Here is a 16,763-nt window from a genome sequence, read left to right on the forward strand (position 1 = left end):
GACTGTACGCGCTCGGCCGCCGTGGGTGGATCACGTTCTACATTGGCGAGTATGACCGTCCGCGGCTCGGGGGAAACGTCCCTGCCACCGATGGCCGAGTGCGTCGTGATCGGCGGCGGTGTGATCGGTGTGAGCTGCGCGTTCCGCTTGGCGGAAGCCGGCGTCGACGTCCTGTTGCTGGAGCGCGACGGGCTCGGCGAGGGTTCTACGGCGAAGGCCGCGGGCGGCATCCGGTCGTCGTTCACCAGCCGCGTGAACGTCGAGCTCGGGCTGCGCGGGCTCGCCGCGTACAGCGCTTTCTCGCGCGACTTCGGCGTCGAGATCGACTTCCGCCGCGACGGCTACCTGTACCTGCTCACCGACCCCGCGGACGTCACCGCAATCGGACATTGCGCGGAGCTGCAGCGGGAGTACGGCGTGCGCAGCCACCTGCTGGACCCCGCGGAAGCGAAGCGCGTGCTCCCGCTGCTCGAGACGGACGGGATCCTCGCCGCGCTCTGGTCTCCGGACGACGCGAAAGCCACGCCGGACGCCGTTGTCCAGGGCTACGCGAGGGCCGCGCGGGCGTGCGGTGCGGAGCTGCGGACCGGCGTCGAGGTGATCGGGATCGAACGGGACGGTACCGTCCTGACCGGCGTCCGCACGAGCGCGGGGTTCGTCCGGACCGGGGCGGTGGTCTGCGCGGCGGGCGCGTGGTCGGGGCGGGTCGGTGAACTCGCCGGTCTGGACCTGCCGGTGCGGCCGTTCCGGCGGCAGGTCGTGTTCACCGGGCCGGTGCGCGGGCTACCGGAATCGCTTCCGCTGACCATCGAACTTCCGTCGGCGTTCTACTTCCACCGCGAAGGTGCAGGTCTGGCGATGTCCGTTTGCGAGGACGACGGCGTCCCCGGGTTCGACACGCACTACGAGGCCGGCGAGTGGCTGCCGCGGCTGGCCGAGGTCGCGGGGAAGCGGATCCCGGCCGTGCTCGACGCGGACATCCGCGCGGCGTGGGCCGGGTTGTACGAAGTGACGCCCGACCGCAACCAGATCGTGGGGGAAAGCGTCCTGCTTTCGCGGTTCCTCTACGCGACCGGTTTCTCCGGGCACGGCTTCCAGATGGGCCCGGCGGCCGGTGAGCTGATCCGGGACCTCTACCTGGGGCGACCGACCGCGGTGGACATCGCGGAGCTGGACGTGCGGCGGTTCGGGAACGCCGATACCGCACCGTCGGAGCACAACATCGTCTAGGGGTCGATTGCCAGATCGTTCAACGATCTGGCAGTATCCGCGCCGTGGCTGTGAGTGGTGCTCGGGAGCTGGTGGACGCGCTTGAAGCGCTCGGAACGGAGATCGTCTTCGGCCTCCCGGGCGTGCACAACCTGCCGTTGTGGGAGGCGCTGTCCGAGACCCGCATCAAGCTCGTCGGGGTGCGCCACGAACAGACCGCAGGCTACGCCGCCGACGGGTACGCGCGCGCGACCGGGAAGCTCGGCGTCGCGCTCGTGACCACCGGTCCGGGTGCTGCGAACACCCTCGGCGCGGTCGGCGAAGCGATGGCTTCCGCGGCTCCGGTGCTCATCATCGCCACCGACATCCCGTCGACACTGCGGCGTCCCGGCGTCGTCCGCGGCGTGCTGCACGAGACCTCGGACCAGCAGGCGATGTTCGCGCCGGTCACCAAGGGCGGCTTCACCGTGCGGGCCGCCGACCAGATCGGCACCACCGTGCACCGCGCGGCGCGGCTCGCGCTGCAGCCGCAGAGCGGTCCGGTCTACCTCGGCGTGCCGACCGATTACCTGCGCGAGACCGTCCCGCACCGGCGGCCGCCCGCGCCGCACCGCAAACCCGACGTCGACGTCCCGGACCTCGCGCGGGCCGAGGCGATGCTGTCCGACGCGCGGCAGCCGCTGATCTGGGCCGGCGGTGGCGCGCTGCGGTCGGGCGCCGGCGACGCGATCGGGGCGCTCGCGGAGAAGCTCGCCGCGCCCGTGATCACCACCTTCGCCGCGCGCGGGCTGCTGCCGCTGGACCACCCGTGCCTGGCGCCGAACCCCGTGCACACGCCGGAGGTCGGCGAGCTGTGGGACGAGGCCGACGTGGTGCTCGCCATCGGCACCGACTTCGACGGGCTGATGACGCAGAACTGGCGGATGCCGAAGCCGCCCCGGCTGATCGCGGTCAACGTCGACGCCGACGACGCCGCGAAGAACTACGAACCGGACCTGACGCTGGTCGGCGACGCGCGGTCGATCGTCGAGCGGTTGCTGCCGAAGCAGCGGCCGGGGCTCGACGACATCACGCTGCGGCTGGCCGGCATCGGCCGCCGGGTGCGCCAGCGGATCCGGGACGAGGAGCCGCAGGCCTACGACTTCCTGTCCACTTTGGACGAAGTGCTGCCGTCCGACGCCGTGCTGGTGTCGGACATGTGCGTCGCCGGGTACTGGGTCGGCGGCTTCCACCGCGTGCGGGCGCCGCGCAAGCTCGCCTACCCGATGGGCTGGGGGACGCTCGGCTACGGCTTCCCCTCGTCGCTCGGCGCGGCGGCGGCCGGCGTCGGGCGCGCCATCTGCATCACCGGTGACGGCGGGTTCCTCTACGGCTGCGGCGACCTCGCGACGCTCGCGCAAGAGCAGCTGCCGGTCACCGTCGTGCTCGTCGACGACGGCGGTTACGGGATGCTGCGCTACGACCAGGACCGCGAGGGCGTGCCGCACCGCGGGGTCGACTGGGACAGCCCGGACTTCGTCGGTCTCGCGCGGTCCTTCGGCGTGCACGCGGACCGCGTGTCCGGGTTCGGGCGCGCGTTCCGGCGGCTGCTCGGCGAGTTCGTCGAGTCGGACGAGCCGAACGTCCTGGTGGTGAAGGCCAAGCTGAAGCCGCCGCTGAACACGTCTCCGCGGTGGTACCGGACATGAGGATCGGCGTCGACATCGGCGGCACGTTCACCGATCTCTGCGCGCTCGACGACTCCGGGATCGTCGCCGTCGGCAAGGTCCTGACCACGCACGACGAGCCCGCGCGCGCCGTCGAAGAAGGTCTGGCCGCGCTGCTCGCGGACGCCGGGATCACCGCTCTCGACGTGGAGCAGGTGGTGCACGGGACGACGCTGGTGACCAACGCGCTGATCGAGCGCACGGGCTCGCGCACCGCGCTGCTCGCCACCGCCGGCTTCCGCGACGTCCTGGAGATGCGCCGCGAGCACCGGTACGAGCTGTACGACCTGCACCTCGAGCTGCCGGCGCCGCTGGTTCCGCGGCACCTGCGGTTCGACGTCCCGGAGCGGATCCTCGCGGACGGATCCGTCCGGACCGCACTCGACGAAGCTTACGTTGTAAGGCTGGGGCGGGAGCTGCACGCGCGCGGGGTCGAAGCCGTCGCGGTCTGCTTCCTGCACGCGTTCACGAACCCCGTGCACGAACGGCGGGTCGCGGAGCTGTTCGCCGAGGTCGCGCCGGAGCTCAGGGTCGCGCTCTCCGCCGACGTCGTCCCCGAGATCCGCGAGTTCGAGCGCGCGTCGACGACCGTCGCGAACGTCTACGTCCAGGACCTCACCGAGCGCTACCTGCGCGACCTCGAACGCCGGTTGCGGCGGCTCGGGATCACGCGCGCGCCGCACATCATGCTGTCCAACGGCGGCCTGGCGACCGTCGGCACCGCGGCCCGGTACCCGATCCGCATCCTGGAGTCCGGGCCGGCGGGCGGGGCGCTCGCGGCGGCCGCGGTCGGGCCGGCCGACCTGCTGGCCTTCGACATGGGCGGCACGACGGCGAAGCTGTGCCTGATCGCGGGCGGCGCGCCGCTGGTCACGCACCAGTTCGAGGTGGACCGCAAGTACCGGCTGCTGCCCGGGTCCGGGCTGCCGGTGCAGGTGCCGGTCACGGACATGATCGAGATCGGCGTCGGCGGCGGGTCGATCGCGCGGATCGACGCGCTGGGACTGCTGACCGTCGGGCCCGGCTCGGCGGGGTCCGAGCCCGGTCCGGTCTGCTACGGCCGCGGCGGCACCGAGCCCACGGTCACCGACGCCGACCTGGTGCTCGGCTACCTCGACCCGGGCTACTTCCTCGGCGGCGGCATGCGCCTGGACGCCGAGACCGCGAGAGCGGTGCTCCGGGAGAAGATCGCCGATCCGCTCGGGGTGAGCGTCGAAGAGGCGGCCTGGGGCATCCACACGAGCGTCAACGAAGACATGGCCAACGCCGCGCGCGTGCACGCCGTCGAGCGCGGGCACGACCCGGCGAAGCTGCCGATGTACACCTTCGGCGGCGCGGGCCCGGTGCACGGCGCCGGGGTCGCGCGGGCGCTCGGGGCGCCGTCGGTCGTCGCGCCGCCCGCCGCGGGCGTGCTCAGCGCGGCCGGGTTCCTCACCGCGCCGCTGGCGTTCGACTTCGTGCGCTCGGCACGCGCCGCCGTGCACGACCTCGCCTGGGAACAGGTCGACGCGCTGTTCGCCGAGATGGAGGCCGAGGGCGAAGCGCTGCTGGCGAAGTCCGGGGTCGCGGACGTGACGCACCGCCGGATCGCCGAGATGCGCTACGCCGGGCAGGGCTACGAGATCCGCGTCCCGGTGCGCGGCGGCAGCTGGCCCGGCACCCTGATCGGCGACTTCACCGGGACCTACCGCGCGCTCTACCGGCGGACCGGGCCCGAGGTCGGCATCGAGGTGCTGAACTGGCGGGTCGTCTCGAGCGGTCCCGCCCCGGACGTCACGCTGCGGCTGGCCGCCCGCGCCGCCGAGGGGGACGCGCGCAAGGGCACCCGCAAGGCGTACTTCCCCGCCGCCGGTGGATTTGCCGACACGGCGATCTTCGACCGGTACCAGCTCGGACCCGGCACGCGGATCGACGGACCGGCCATCGTCGAGGAACGCGAGTCCACGGTGGTCGTCCCGCCCGGCGCGCACTGCGTCGTCCGGGAAGACGCCGCCTTGGAGGTGACGGTGTGACCGTCGACCCCATCCTGGTCGGGCTGTTCGGCAACCGCCTGCACTCGATCCTCGCCGAGCAGCAGAACGCGCTCGTCAACACGGCTTTCTCCGCCGTCGTGCGGGAATCGCTCGACCTGGCCTGCGCCGTGTTCGACTCGCGCGGCGAGATGATCGGCCAGTCCGTCGGCGGCACGCCGGGGCACATCAACGCGATGGCGACCGGCATGCACCACTTCGTCGCGGCGTACCCGCCGGAGACCCTCGAACCCGGCGACGTCCTGCTCACCAACGACCCGTGGCAGACCGCCGGGCAGATCAACGACATCACGGTGGCCACGCCGGTGTTCCGCGACGGCCGGCTGGTGGCCTGGTTCGCGTCCTGCTGCCACGCGCCCGACATCGGCGGGCGGCTGGTGTCCGCCGAGGCGCACGAAGTCTTCGAAGAGGGCCTCCGGCTGCCGATCCTGAAGTTCCTGCGCGCGGGCGAGGTCAACGCCGACGTGGAACGGCTGATCCGCGCCAACGTGCGGACGCCGGAGGAGACCATCGGCGACCTGTACGCGCAGGTCACCGGCAACGAGGTCGGCGCGGCCAGCCTGCTGGAGCTGCTGGCCGAGTTCGGCCTCGGCTCCCTCGACGACATCGCCGCCGAGCTCATGAACCGGTCCGAGAAAGCCCTGCGGGACGCGCTGCGGGAACTGCCGGACGGCGTCTACACCAACGAAATCGCCACCGACGGCTTCGACGACGAAGAAGTCGTCCTGCGCGTCACGGCCACTGTGGACGGTGACGAGATCCACCTCGACTTCGCGGGTTCGTCGCCGCAGAGCCGGCGCGGGATCAACGTCGTGCTGAACTACACGCGCGCCTACGCGTCCTTCGCGGTCAAAGCGGCGATCTCGCCGGAAGTGCCGCACAACGCCGGGTCGTTCCGGCCGGTGCACGTCACCGCGCCCGAGGGTTCCGTGCTGAACTGCCTGCCGCCCGCGCCGGTCGCGTCGCGGCACCTCATCGGGCACTTCCTGCCGTCGCTGCTGATCGGCGCGTTGCCCGGGGCCGCGATCGCGCCGAGCGCGGACGCGCTGTGGATGACCATCTGGCGTGGTCCCGGTTTCATGCTCAATGTCTTCCAGACCGGCGGCATGGGCGCCCGGGTGGACAAGGACGGGCTCAGCACCACGGGATTTCCCAGCGGCCTGCGGTCGACGCCGACCGAAGTCATCGAGACGATGGCGCCGCTGGTCCAGTTTTCCCGCGAGCTGCGCGTGGATTCGGGTGGCGCCGGACGGTGGCGCGGAGGACTCGGACAGGTGACCACGATGGGGGCACGGGGCGGGGATTCCTGGAGCGTGAACGGGAACGTCGACCGCGTGCGGGCCGCCGCGTCCGGAGTGGACGGCGCGGGTGCCGGGGCACCCGGACGGTTCGGTTTGCGCGAAGGCGCCGACCTGCCCGCGAAAAGCCGGGTGACACTGGCGCCCGAGTCTATTGTGGACGTCATACTGCCGGGCGGTGGCGGTTACGGGCCGCCGCGCGAACGGCCGGTGGCGGCGGTCCTCGCCGACGTCGTCGAGGGGTACGTCTCGGTGACGGCGGCGCGAGAGGTGTACGGCGTCGAAGTGCGGTACCTCGGCGAACCGGACGCGCTCGTCCGGCTGCCGGCGGACTACGCGGTGGACGAAGAGCAGACAGCACGACTGAGAGCGGGGAAGTGACATGGGTCGGTTGGCCGGCAAGGTGGCGGTCGTCTTCGGCGGCGCGCGGGGCATCGGCCTCGCGACGGTCAAGGAGTTCCTCGCCGAGGGCGCGACCGTGTACGCCTCCGACATCCGCGAGCCCGCGGAGGAGATCGACGGGTACCGGCATTCCACAGTGGACGCCACGGACGAGGACGCCGTGGCCGCGTTCGTCGACGGCGTCATCGCCGAGGCGGGCCGCATCGACGTGCTGTTCAACAACGTCGGCATCCACCTCGGCAAGCCGCTCGTCGACACCACCCTGGCGGAGTTCGACGACATCTTCGCGCTCAACGTCCGCGCCGCTTTCCTCGGCACCCGGGCCGTGCTGCCGCACATGATCGCGCAGCGGGCCGGCAGCATCGTCACGACGTCGTCCAACGGCGGCGTGATGGGCCGCCCCGGCGACCCGGTCTACAACGCCACCAAGCACGCGCTGGTCGGGCTCACGAAGTCGATCGCCGTCGCCCACGCGCACCAGGGCATCCGGGCCAACACGGTGAACCCGGGCGCGATCGACACCGACATGCTGCGCAGCACCCTGAACTCGCCGGAGGAGTTCGAAACCAAGCAGCACCAGCTGGTCGCCAGCACGCCCGCGGCGCGCGTCGGCGAGGCGTGGGAGGTCGCGAAGGCCGTCGTCTTCCTGGCGAGCGACGAATCGAGGTTCATCAACGGCGTCGTCCTGCCGATCGACGGCGCGAAGGCGGCGGGTGCCATGCCGGGCAACCGGTACAGCCTCGACTTCGATCTCGGCGTCGGGGTGGTGCCATGACCGTCGATGCCTCGGGGCTGGGGAGCGAGCGGCACCTCCTGGTGCGCAGCGGCACCGCCGAACGGGTCGCCGCGATCCTGCGCCAGTACATCACCGACGGCGTCTTCGCCCCCGGCGAACGCCTGTCCGAGCCCGTGATCAGCTCGGCGCTGGGCGTCTCGCGCAACACGCTGCGCGAGTCGTTCCAGCTGCTGGCCCACGAGCGGCTGGCCGTGCACGAGCTGAACCGCGGGGTGTTCGTGCGCGAACTGACCACCGACGACATCGAGGACCTCTACGTCGTCCGCCGCGCCACCGAGTGCGGTGCCCTGCGCCGCGCCGCCGAATTGTCCACTGTGGACTTGACCGGCCTGGAACGCGCACTCGATGACGGGCGCCGGGCCGCCGGAGCCGAGGACTGGCCCGCGGTCGGCACCGCCAGCATCCACTTCCACCAGGCGCTGGCGGACCTGGCGGGCAGCGAGCGGCTGTCCGCGACGATGCGCCAGGTGCTCGCCGAGACGCGGCTGTTCTTCGTGCTCAACGAGAACACGCGGGAGTTCTACGAGCCGTTCCTGGACTGCCACGAGCGGATCCTGCGCGACCTGCGCCGCGGCCGGTTCGACGCCGCCGCGGCCGCGCTCGACCGCTACCTGCGCGACGCCGAAGCCAGGCTGCTGGAACTGAGCTCGTAGGGGAAGACGACCGTGAGCGCGTACGGCCGGTACTGAGCCGTGACGCGGTAGATCCCGTCGGCGCCGGCCGTCCAGCCGAGCACGGTGACTGTCCGGACGACGGAACACCTGGCGTGCCCAGCCGGGGCGGGCCGTGCCGAAGCGGGCGGCGCGCCGGCGAGCAGCACGGCGGCCACGGCAGCGGCGAGCACGCGTCCAGGGAGCACCAGCCCACTCAACCCCGGCGGAAGGTCGCCCCGGAAAGGATTCGAGCCGGTTCAAATCCGCCGTGACCCCTGTTACCGTCGATCGGTGTTCACGCTGCGGGTCGACACCGAGACGGTGGCCAGGACACGGTTTTCGCCCTCCCTCGCCGCGGAGTCGCTGGCGTGGCCGAAGCTCACCGCCGACGCCGGGCGCCACCCCGTGTTCGGCGATCCCGGCCCGGTCGCCCGCGCGTCGCTCGCCCACCCGGACGTCGCGCTGCTGCTGGACCTGCTGCCGCGCCCCGGCGAGGTCTACCCGCCGGACCTGCTCACCCCGCAGCCGGGCACGGCGGCCCGGCCCGCCGACCTGCTCGACGAGCAGATCGCGCGGATCGAGGCGACCACGCAGGACGACCTCGAAGAACAGGTCCTCGCGTACACGCAGTTCCACTGGAACCGGCCGCTGCCGATCGCGGCCCGCCGGGTCGTGGAGTCGGGGTCGATGCCCCGGCGGCTGGCCGGCGGCCTCGCGCGGTTCTGGCGTGACGTGCTCTGCGACGACTGGGCCGGTCTGCACGCGGTCGTCGACCGGGACATCGCCCACCGCGCGCAGACCATCGCCACGCACGGCGTCGGCGCGGCGCTCGCGTCGCTGCACCCCGCCATCGGCTGGGCCGGCGACGCGATCACCCTCGCCAAGCCGTTCGACGGCGAGATCGACGTCGCCGGCCGCGAGCTGGTCCTCGCCCCCGGCGTGCTCAGCCGGCCCGGAATGAGCATCCAGGTCGACGTTCCCGGCCAGGTCGTGCTCTGCTACCCCGCGAAGGGGATCGGCACGGGCGCGGACCGGCCGCCCGGGCGGCTCGCGCCGGTGGTCGGCGCGGCCCGGGCGGCGCTGCTGGCCGACCTCGAGACCGCGCGGCCGACCGCCGACCTCGCCGCCCGGACCGGGTACAGCCCGGGCACCGTCTCCTACCACTTGAGCGCGCTGCACCGCGCCGGTCTCGTCAGCAAGGTCCGGGACGGCCGGTACGTGCTGTACCGGCGGACCGCGCAGGCCGTCGTCCTCCTGGAGGGCGCGGTCAGCAGGTGACGTACGGCGCGATCCAGTCGGCGTACTCGCCGGCCGAGCCGTCGCCGCCGTCGTCGACCGCGATGGCCAGCTGCTGCACCCCGGTGACCGGGATCGTCAGCTTCGCCGGCTTCGCGCCCGGCCGGACGATCCCGGTCGCGGCCAGCTCGCGGCCGTCGCCGAGGACCCGGAACGCGACGGTGGCTTGCGGGCTCGAGACGTCGTCGACGCCGTACTGGACCGAGAACGACTTGCACGCACCGCCGAGGAACAGCCGGATCACCGACGGCGAGTGCACGCCCACCCCGCTGTTCGGCTGGTAGCCGACGCCGCCGACCGACATCGCCCGCCCGTTCGCGACGCTGCCGCGTTCCACCGGCCCGGAGCCGTTCTCCGAGTAGAGCCACGGCCGCGTCGACAGGTACGTCGTGCCGGCCGGCGGCGCGGTCACCAGCGGTACCTCGGCCGAACCGGCCGCGGCGCGCGTCCCGAGCGCGCTGGTGTATCCGCCGCTCGCGCCGACCAGCACCTTCGCCGCCGGAGCCGCGGTCGGCCGCAGCGTGATCTCGCGCGTGACCGTGCTGCCCGGCGAGACCCGCGGGACGTCGACCTGCGCGGGCCCGTCCAGCTGCCACCCGGCGGGCACGGTGATCGCGTAGCTCGCGTCCGTGATCGGGGTGTCGCCGTCGTTGGTCAGCGTGACCGTGCCGTCGACCTGCTGCCCCGCCAGGAACCCCTCCGGCAGCTGCACGCCCAGCGTCACCAGCGGATCGGCCGTCGACGGCTGCCCCGGCCACGCGCGGAAGAACACGCTGCTCAGCGCGGGCACGGACGCGCGCAGCGTGCCGGTGCTGGTCAGTTCGGTGCCGGCCCAGAGGTCGCGGACGCGGTAGGCGGGCGCCGCCGCGACGCCGGTTTCGGCGAGGTCGAACGGGATCGTCCGCGCGTACGAGCCGCGGTTGAGCAGCAGCACCGCGACCGAGCCGTCGGACATCGGCTTCGCCCAGACTTCGCCGTCGGACAGGTCGCGGACCTTGGCGCCGGGCGTGCCGGACCAGTCCTGGTCGACCGCGATCACGTCCCGGTTGGCGATCGTGTCGAGCGGGAACGACTCGTTGGGGATGAGCGGCGCGTTCATCAGCGCCCACAACGAAAACTGCGTCCGCCGCGGCGCGACGTCGAGGAAGCTGAAGTTGAGGTAGCCGGGATCGCTCCAGCCGCCGGGACCGGTGTGCCCGGCCAGCGGGACCTGCTTGTCGATCGCCTGCATCACGATCGGCAGCGGCTCCGGCATGTCGCTGGTCAGCTGCCAGGTGTGCGCGCCGGCGCCGGGCGCCCACTCCCACTGGCGATAGTTGTTCGAGAACGTGTCGATCATCGCGAACAGGATCGGCCGTCCGGTGTTCTTGAGCGCGTCACCCATCTTCTTGGCGGCCGCCGCGACGCCGTTCTCGCCGCCGCACGTGTCGTACGCGAGGTAGTCGACGCCCCAGGCCGCGAACGTCTGCGCGTCCTGTTCTTCGTGGTCGCGCGAGCCGGGCATCGCGCTGCCGCAGGTCAGGGCGCCGGTACCGCTGTAGAGCCCGAACTTGAGACCGTTGGCGTGCACGTACGCGATGAGACCGGGCAGGTCCGGGTACTTCGCGGGGTCGGGTTGCAGCCTGCCGTCGGCGGCCCGCGTCTTGGCCGCCCAGCAGCCGGCGATGGTGACGTAGGTGTAGCCCGCGTCGCGCAGGCCGGTGCTGACCAGCATGTCGACGCCGGCGCGGACCTTCGCGTCGTCGATCCGCGGGCACTGGTTCCAGCCGCGGGACCACGAAATCCCCATCGGCGGGGTCGCGGCGATGACGGGTTCGCCGGCGGACGCGGGCGCGGCGACGGCCGTGGCCAGACCGAGGATTGTGAGCAGCAGGACACCGAGTCTTCGCACGGTTCCCTCCCCCAGGAGTGCGGACAAGAGTTCCAGGGTGCATCCGGGACGAACCGGGCATGAGGGGAGAAGTGCCGTCCCCGGCCGGGTGACCGGGGACGGCGGGGCGGTGCGTGAATTTCCTTGCTCAGCAGTTGATCGCGGCGTTCGCCCAGTCGGCGTGGTCGTTGGTGTTGCCGTCGCCGCCGTCGGTCACGGCCAGCTCCAGCACCTGGACCCCGGACAGCTGCGCGTCGAGCGGTTGCGCCTTGTCCCCGGGGTGCAGGACGCCGGTCGCGGCGAGCTCCTTGCCGTCGCCGAGGATGCGGAACCCCGCGCTGCCACCGGAGTTTTCGTCGTCCAGACCGACGAGCGCGCGGACCGACGTGCAGGCCGCGCCGACGTAGATCCGCACGCTCGACGGGGCGTGCGCGCCGATCCCGTCGTCGTAGCCCACGCCGGCGATGGTGATCCGGTGCCCGTCGCCCGCTCCGGCCTCGCCGTTGCTGGTCCCGCGCTCGACCGGGCCCCAGCCGTTGTCCGACGACATCCACGCGGCCTTCGACAACGCCGTCGTTCCGGTGGCCGGGCGCGTGACCAGTGGCGAGCTGCCTTCCGCTGTAAGGCTGCGCCGGCCGTACAGTGTAAGGTAGCTCGCCTTCGCGGCGAGCGTGACGCGCTCGCCGGCCGGCGCGACCGGCTCGAACGTGACGTCGTGCTGCCAGCTCTTGCCCGGCGGCACGATCGGCACCGTGAACGCGCCGGGACCGCGCAGCCGCCAGCCCGCGGGGGTCGCGATGCTCGCGCGCAGCTGCGCGACCGGCGTGCTGCCGTCGTTGGTGACCTTCAGCGTGGTGGTCAGCGGCCGGTCGGCGGGCACGTACTCCGGGTTCGGCAGGGCGAGCGTCGTCAGCGGCGCAGCGGACGGCTTATTCTCCGGCCAGACGCGGAACGTGGCCGAGCCGTGGGCCGGGACGGCGGCGCGGAGGGTGCCCGCGGTCTCGGTTTCGGTGCCGCTCCAGAGGTCGCGCACGCGGAAGCCGCGCCCGGCGAGGCTGAGCTCCTTCGCCGTCGTCGTCATCGCGGTGCTCGCGGAACCGCGGTTGAACAGCACGACCGCGGCCGAGCCGTCGGACATCGGCTTCGCCCAGACCTCGGTGTCGCCGTCGTCGCGGATCTTGTGGCCCTGCACGCCGGCCCAGTCCTGGTCGAGGGCGATGACGTCCTTGTTCTCCAGGATCGCCTTGGTGGCCGGGGTCATCGCGGGCAGGTCGTTGCCGGCCAGCAGCGGCGCGTTCAGCAGCGCCCACAGCGAGAAGTGCGCGCGGTACTCGGCGTCGGTCATGCCGCCGTTGCCGACTTCGAGCATGTCCGGGTCGTTCCAGCCGCCGGGACCCGCGTACTTCTCCAGGCCGACCTGCTGGTCGAGGATGCCGGTCAGGCTGCCCCAGTTGTCGCTGATGTCGCCGGTGGTCCGCCACAGCTGCGCGCCGGCGTCGCGGCCCCAGGTCCACGGGTCGTTTTCGCCCCACTCGCAGAGCGCGTAGATCATCGGACGGCCGGTCTTCTTGATCGCGTCGCCCATCTTCGTGTAGCGCTCGATCGCGGGGCGGCCCTGGTTGTTGCAGTTGTCGTACTTGAGGTAGTCGACGCCCCAGTCGGCGAACGACTGCGCGTCGGCCTCTTCGTGGTCGAGGGCACCGGGCATGGTCTTCTGGCAGGTAAGCGTGCCCGCACTGGTGTAGATGCCGAGCTTGAGGCCCTTTTCGTGGACGTAGTCGGCGAGCGCCTTGATGCCGTGCGGGAAGCGCTCGTGGTTCGGCTCGAGCTTGCCGTCGGCCGTGCGGTTCTGTTCGGCCCAGCAGTCGTCGATGTTGACGTACTGGTAGCCCGCGTCCTTCATGCCGGTCGACACGAGCGCGTCGGCGGCGCCGCGGATGAGGTTTTCGTCGATCTCGCAGCCGAACTTGTTCCAGCTGTTCCAGCCCATCGGCGGGCGTTCGCCAACGCGCTGGGCGGCGAAGTACTGGGGTTCGGCGGCCGCGGGGGTGGCTTGGACGACGGTCACGACCGTGGTGCAGGCGGCTATCGTGGCCGCCATTCCAACAAGACGACGCATAAGTCCCTCCAGGAGTGCGCAACTCTGCACAGACTCACTCAACAATCAACAGGACGGGAGTGACTGTCGTCTACGTCCGTTAGTAGGTAATCCATTTCCCGGGGTGCGCGAGGTAGAAAGGGGGCTGGCCGCCCAGCTCGACGAGGAGCCGCTGATGCCCGAAGGTTTTCGCCCGCTCGACGGGATCAAGGTCGTCGACCTGTCCCGCATCCTCGCCGGCCCCTACTGCACCCAGTACCTCGGCGAGATGGGCGCGGACGTGGTCAAGGTCGAGCCCCCGGGCCACGGCGACGACACCCGCGGCTGGGGCCCGCCGTTCGTCGGCGACGAAGCCGTCTACTACCTGGCGGCGAACCGGAACAAGCGCGGGATCGTCCTGGACCTCAAGAGCGACCGCGGCCGCGACGCGGTCCGGCGGCTGGTCGCGGACGCCGACGTGCTCGTCGAGAACTTCCGCCCGGGCACGCTGGAGAAGTGGGGGCTCGGCTACCCGGCGCTGGCCGAGCTGAACCAGCGGCTGATCCACGTGTCGATCACCGGCTTCGGGCAGACCGGGCCGTACCGCGACCGCGCGGGCTACGACCTGGTCGCCCAGGCCCTCGGCGGCGTGATGTCCCTGACCGGCGAGCCGGACGGGCCGCCGGCGAAGGTCGGCCTGCCGGTGGCGGACCTGAACGCGGGGACGTGGGCGATCATCGCCGTGCTGATGGCGTTGCAGGCGCGGCACACGACCGGTCGCGGGCAGTACCTCGACGTGTCCCTTTTGGACAGTCAGCTGGCGTGGCACGTCTACGCGGCGGGAGCGCACTTCTACGACGCACCCCGTCCGCGCCGGATGGGTTCGGCGCACCCGAGCATCGTCCCGTACCAGGCCTACCACGCGGCCGACGACTGGCTGATCATCGCGGTGGGCAGCGAGAAGCTGTGGCACGCGTTCTGCGGGGTGCTGGCGCTGGACATCGCTTCGGACCCTCGGTTTTCGTCGAACGCGGCACGGGCCGCGCACCGGGATGAGCTGAACGCTTTGCTCGAGCCGGTGTTGCTGACGCGCACGGCCGCGGAGTGGCTGAAGTCCTTCGACGCGGCGGGCATTCCGGCGGCCCCGATCAACGAGATCGACGACGTCTACGCGGACCCGTGGACGGAGGCGCGCGAGCAGGTGGTGCGGCTGCCGCACCCGACGGTGGGGACGTACGTGGGGACGGGGTTCCCGGTGAAGGCGTCGGATACGCCGGCGCGGGCTTCTTCGGCGCCGCCGACGTTGGGGCAGCACACGGCGGAGGTGCTCGGGGAGCTGGGGTACTCGGCGGCGGAGATCGCGGAGTTCCTGGACTGAGCTTCAGCTCGCCGTCGGTCTCCAGTGGAGGAAGTCGGTGACGGTCCGCCGGTTCGCCGCGACGCAGAGGAGCCGGAAGCTCAGCAGGGTCAGCACGGCGCCGGCCGCCCAGGCGACGACGCCCGGGGTGGTGGCCGGGTCGGACCAGGCGCGGCCGAAGCGCAGGAACCACCACGCGACGCAGCCGAGGGCCGCCACCGCGAGCGCGGGGACGATGACGCCGGTGGGACTGGCCTGCGCGTACCGGATCATGCGCCGGATACCGAGCGGCTCGTCGGGAGTCCGGCGGAGCCACTTCTCGTAGCCGATGCCGCCGGGAACGCACGGATCGAGCTCGTTCCTGATGTACAGGGACACCCGTTCGATGTGCTGCGAGCACCCGACCCAGCGAGAGGCGAGGATGTTGCTGCTGAACGGGATGATCAGCAGCAAGGGGATCCGGCCGGCCGAGGTGAGCGCGAAGCCGAACACCGCGCCGCTGGTGGTGATCAGGAAGGCGGTCACCTTCCACTGCAGGTCCATCAGGTGGATGATCTCCGCGCGCAGGGCCGCGTACTCGGCCAGCGGGCCGAGGTGCTGATCGGCTGCGCGCCTGAAGGGGATTCGCACCCCTTCCAGGTCGCCGCGGCGGCAGCGCCGTTACGGGTTGCGGTGCCATCGCGGCCAGTCCGGGGGTGCGAACTGTGCACGATGGAGTGTTCGCGCTCGTCGCTTCGCCCTGGTAGGGATGGGGGCAGGACTGAGGAGGACCGATGTCAGCACAGCACGCCCTGTGGCACCCGTTCGCCGACATGGGCGCCGTCGACGGTGACCGGATGGTCATCACCCGTGGTGCGGGGTCGTACGTCTGGGACGACGGCGGCCGGCGGTACTTCGACGCGACCGCGTCGCTCTGGTACGCGAACTTCGGGCACGGGCGCCCGGAAATCACCGACGCCGTCGCGGCGCAGTTGCGGACGCTCGACTCGTACAACCTGTTCGGCTACAACGCCAACCAGCCGGCGATCGACCTTGCGGACCGCGTTGCCGCGCTGGCGCCGGAACCCGGTTCGAAGGTGTTCTTCGGCTCGGGTGGCGGGGACGTCATCGACACCGCCGTCAAGCTGGCGCGCGCGTACTTCGCGCACACCGGGCGGCCGGACAAGGTGCACGTGATCGGGCGGGCGCAGGGGTACCACGGCACGCACGGCTTCGGCACCGCGGTCGGCGGCATCCCGGCCAACGCGGCCGGTTTCGGTCCGCAGCCGCCCGACTTCTCGCACGTCCCGTTCGACAGCGCGGCGGCGCTGGAGGCCGAGATCGAGCGGGTGGGCGCGTCGCGCGTGGCGGCGTTCTTCTGCGAACCCGTGATCGGCGCGGGTGGCGTGCTGCTGCCGCCGGACGGGTACATCGAGGAGGTCGCGGCGATCTGCCGCCGCCACGACGTGCTGTTCGTAGCGGACTGCGTGATCGCGGCCTGGGGACGGCTCGGCACGTGGTTCGGCATCGACCGCTGGGCCGTCCGGCCCGACATGATCACGACGGCGAAGGGCATCACCGGCGGCACCATCCCGCTGGGTGCGCTGATCGTGGCCCCGCGGGTGGCGGAACCCTTCTTCACCGGCGCGCCGGGCGCCCCGATCTTCCGCCACGGCGCGACGTACGCGGGCCACCCGGTGGCGTGCGCGGCCGGCCTGGCGACCCTGGACATCTACGAGCGCGACGGCCTGATCCCCCGCGGCCGCGAACTGGAAAAGCCTTTGGCCGACGCGGTTTCGAGCGTCAGCGGGCACCCGCTGGTGGCCGAAATCCGCGCGGGGCTCGGTTTCCTGGCCGCCGTCGAGCTGACGGCGGAGGTGATGGACGCCGACCCGGGCGCCCCGGTGAAGCTGCAGCGCGCCTGCCGGGACGAGGGTGTGATCGTGCGGAACCTCGGGCGCGGGGTCGCGGTGTCGCCGCCGTTGATCGCGGCCGAGCCCGAGCTGGACCTGCTGGCGTCGGCGTTGCCGAAGGCCCTGGACCGCTTGGCCGCTCAGAGCTGAGTTCGCGTCGGCGGCGGCCCCCCGGCC

General features: G+C 72.0%; 13 protein-coding genes. 9 read left to right on the forward strand and 4 right to left on the reverse strand.

The window, feature by feature from the left end; all coding sequences use genetic code 11:
* Positions 1 to 51: 51 nt before the first annotated feature.
* The 6 genes from MUY14_RS45015 to MUY14_RS45040 are packed head-to-tail and all read left to right on the forward strand — an operon-like array spanning position 52 to position 8,094.
* Positions 52 to 1,230: an FAD-binding oxidoreductase gene (locus MUY14_RS45015; protein ID WP_247019038.1), complete on the forward strand. Its 1,179-nt coding sequence runs from the start codon at positions 52 to 54 to the stop codon at positions 1,228 to 1,230.
* A gap of 44 nt (positions 1,231 to 1,274) precedes the next feature.
* Complete coding sequence (locus MUY14_RS45020) at positions 1,275 to 2,897, forward strand: thiamine pyrophosphate-binding protein (protein ID WP_281506232.1); 1,623 nt, start codon at positions 1,275 to 1,277, stop codon at positions 2,895 to 2,897.
* The gene (locus MUY14_RS45025) at positions 2,894 to 4,927 is read left to right on the forward strand and encodes a hydantoinase/oxoprolinase family protein (protein ID WP_247019042.1); all 2,034 of its coding nucleotides are present in this window, start codon (positions 2,894 to 2,896) and stop codon (positions 4,925 to 4,927) included. The genes MUY14_RS45020 and MUY14_RS45025 overlap by 4 nt, the downstream gene beginning before the upstream one ends.
* On the forward strand, positions 4,924 to 6,624 hold the full coding sequence (locus MUY14_RS45030) for a hydantoinase B/oxoprolinase family protein (protein WP_247019044.1): 1,701 nt from the start codon (positions 4,924 to 4,926) through the stop codon (positions 6,622 to 6,624). The genes MUY14_RS45025 and MUY14_RS45030 overlap by 4 nt, the downstream gene beginning before the upstream one ends.
* Position 6,625: 1 nt before the next feature.
* The gene (locus MUY14_RS45035) at positions 6,626 to 7,420 is read left to right on the forward strand and encodes an SDR family NAD(P)-dependent oxidoreductase (protein ID WP_247019046.1); all 795 of its coding nucleotides are present in this window, start codon (positions 6,626 to 6,628) and stop codon (positions 7,418 to 7,420) included.
* Complete coding sequence (locus MUY14_RS45040; RefSeq protein WP_247019048.1) at positions 7,417 to 8,094, forward strand: GntR family transcriptional regulator; 678 nt, start codon at positions 7,417 to 7,419, stop codon at positions 8,092 to 8,094. The genes MUY14_RS45035 and MUY14_RS45040 overlap by 4 nt, the downstream gene beginning before the upstream one ends.
* On the opposite strand, the gene MUY14_RS45045 is transcribed toward MUY14_RS45040, so the two are convergent.
* On the reverse strand, positions 8,049 to 8,300 hold the full coding sequence (locus tag MUY14_RS45045) for a hypothetical protein (RefSeq protein WP_247019050.1): 252 nt from the start codon (positions 8,298 to 8,300) through the stop codon (positions 8,049 to 8,051). The genes MUY14_RS45040 and MUY14_RS45045 overlap by 46 nt on opposite strands.
* A gap of 85 nt (positions 8,301 to 8,385) precedes the next feature.
* Between MUY14_RS45045 and MUY14_RS45050 the strand changes: the two genes are divergently transcribed.
* Positions 8,386 to 9,372 carry a DUF5937 family protein gene (locus MUY14_RS45050; protein ID WP_247019051.1) on the forward strand — a complete coding sequence of 329 codons (987 nt, stop codon included), beginning with the start codon at positions 8,386 to 8,388 and terminating at the stop codon, positions 9,370 to 9,372.
* Here MUY14_RS45050 and MUY14_RS45055 read toward each other — a convergent pair.
* Both MUY14_RS45055 and MUY14_RS45060 read right to left on the reverse strand, forming a co-directional pair.
* The gene (locus MUY14_RS45055; RefSeq protein ID WP_247019054.1) at positions 9,362 to 11,281 is read right to left on the reverse strand and encodes an NPCBM/NEW2 domain-containing protein; all 1,920 of its coding nucleotides are present in this window, start codon (positions 11,279 to 11,281) and stop codon (positions 9,362 to 9,364) included. The two genes, MUY14_RS45050 and MUY14_RS45055, sit on opposite strands and share 11 nt — an antisense overlap.
* Positions 11,282 to 11,408: 127 nt before the next feature.
* A complete protein-coding gene (locus tag MUY14_RS45060; RefSeq protein ID WP_247019056.1) occupies positions 11,409 to 13,361 on the reverse strand; it encodes an NPCBM/NEW2 domain-containing protein in 1,953 nt (650 codons plus the stop codon).
* A gap of 172 nt (positions 13,362 to 13,533) precedes the next feature.
* Here MUY14_RS45060 and MUY14_RS45065 point away from each other — a divergent pair, with 172 nt between their 5' ends.
* Positions 13,534 to 14,715, forward strand: a complete 1,182-nt coding sequence (locus MUY14_RS45065; protein ID WP_315863306.1) for a CoA transferase — start codon at positions 13,534 to 13,536, stop codon at positions 14,713 to 14,715.
* A gap of 3 nt (positions 14,716 to 14,718) precedes the next feature.
* Here MUY14_RS45065 and MUY14_RS45070 read toward each other — a convergent pair whose 3' ends face one another.
* Positions 14,719 to 15,324 carry a hypothetical protein gene (locus tag MUY14_RS45070; RefSeq protein WP_247019059.1) on the reverse strand — a complete coding sequence of 202 codons (606 nt, stop codon included), beginning with the start codon at positions 15,322 to 15,324 and terminating at the stop codon, positions 14,719 to 14,721.
* Positions 15,325 to 15,467: 143 nt separating this feature from the next.
* Here MUY14_RS45070 and MUY14_RS45075 point away from each other — a divergent pair, with 143 nt between their 5' ends.
* Positions 15,468 to 16,736: an aspartate aminotransferase family protein gene (locus MUY14_RS45075; RefSeq protein ID WP_247019062.1), complete on the forward strand. Its 1,269-nt coding sequence runs from the start codon at positions 15,468 to 15,470 to the stop codon at positions 16,734 to 16,736.
* Positions 16,737 to 16,763 lie beyond the last annotated feature (27 nt).

The organism is Amycolatopsis sp. FBCC-B4732, from assembly GCF_023008405.1.
Taxonomy (GTDB): Bacteria; Actinomycetota; Actinomycetes; order Mycobacteriales; family Pseudonocardiaceae; genus Amycolatopsis; species Amycolatopsis pretoriensis_A.

What these genes read in the sequence shown, in the direction of transcription:
- MUY14_RS45015 (WP_247019038.1), top strand. Translation starts at nt 52, where the DNA reads ATGACCGTCCGCGGCTCGGGGGAAACGTCCCTGCCACCGATGGCCGAG.
- MUY14_RS45025 (WP_247019042.1), top strand. Translation starts at nt 2,894, where the DNA reads ATGAGGATCGGCGTCGACATCGGCGGCACGTTCACCGATCTCTGCGCG.
- MUY14_RS45035 (WP_247019046.1), top strand. Translation starts at nt 6,626, where the DNA reads ATGGGTCGGTTGGCCGGCAAGGTGGCGGTCGTCTTCGGCGGCGCGCGG.
- MUY14_RS45040 (WP_247019048.1), top strand. Translation starts at nt 7,417, where the DNA reads ATGACCGTCGATGCCTCGGGGCTGGGGAGCGAGCGGCACCTCCTGGTG.
- MUY14_RS45060 (WP_247019056.1), bottom strand. Translation starts at nt 13,361, where the DNA reads ATGGCGGCCACGATAGCCGCCTGCACCACGGTCGTGACCGTCGTCCAA.
- MUY14_RS45065 (WP_315863306.1), top strand. Translation starts at nt 13,534, where the DNA reads ATGCCCGAAGGTTTTCGCCCGCTCGACGGGATCAAGGTCGTCGACCTG.
- MUY14_RS45075 (WP_247019062.1), top strand. Translation starts at nt 15,468, where the DNA reads ATGTCAGCACAGCACGCCCTGTGGCACCCGTTCGCCGACATGGGCGCC.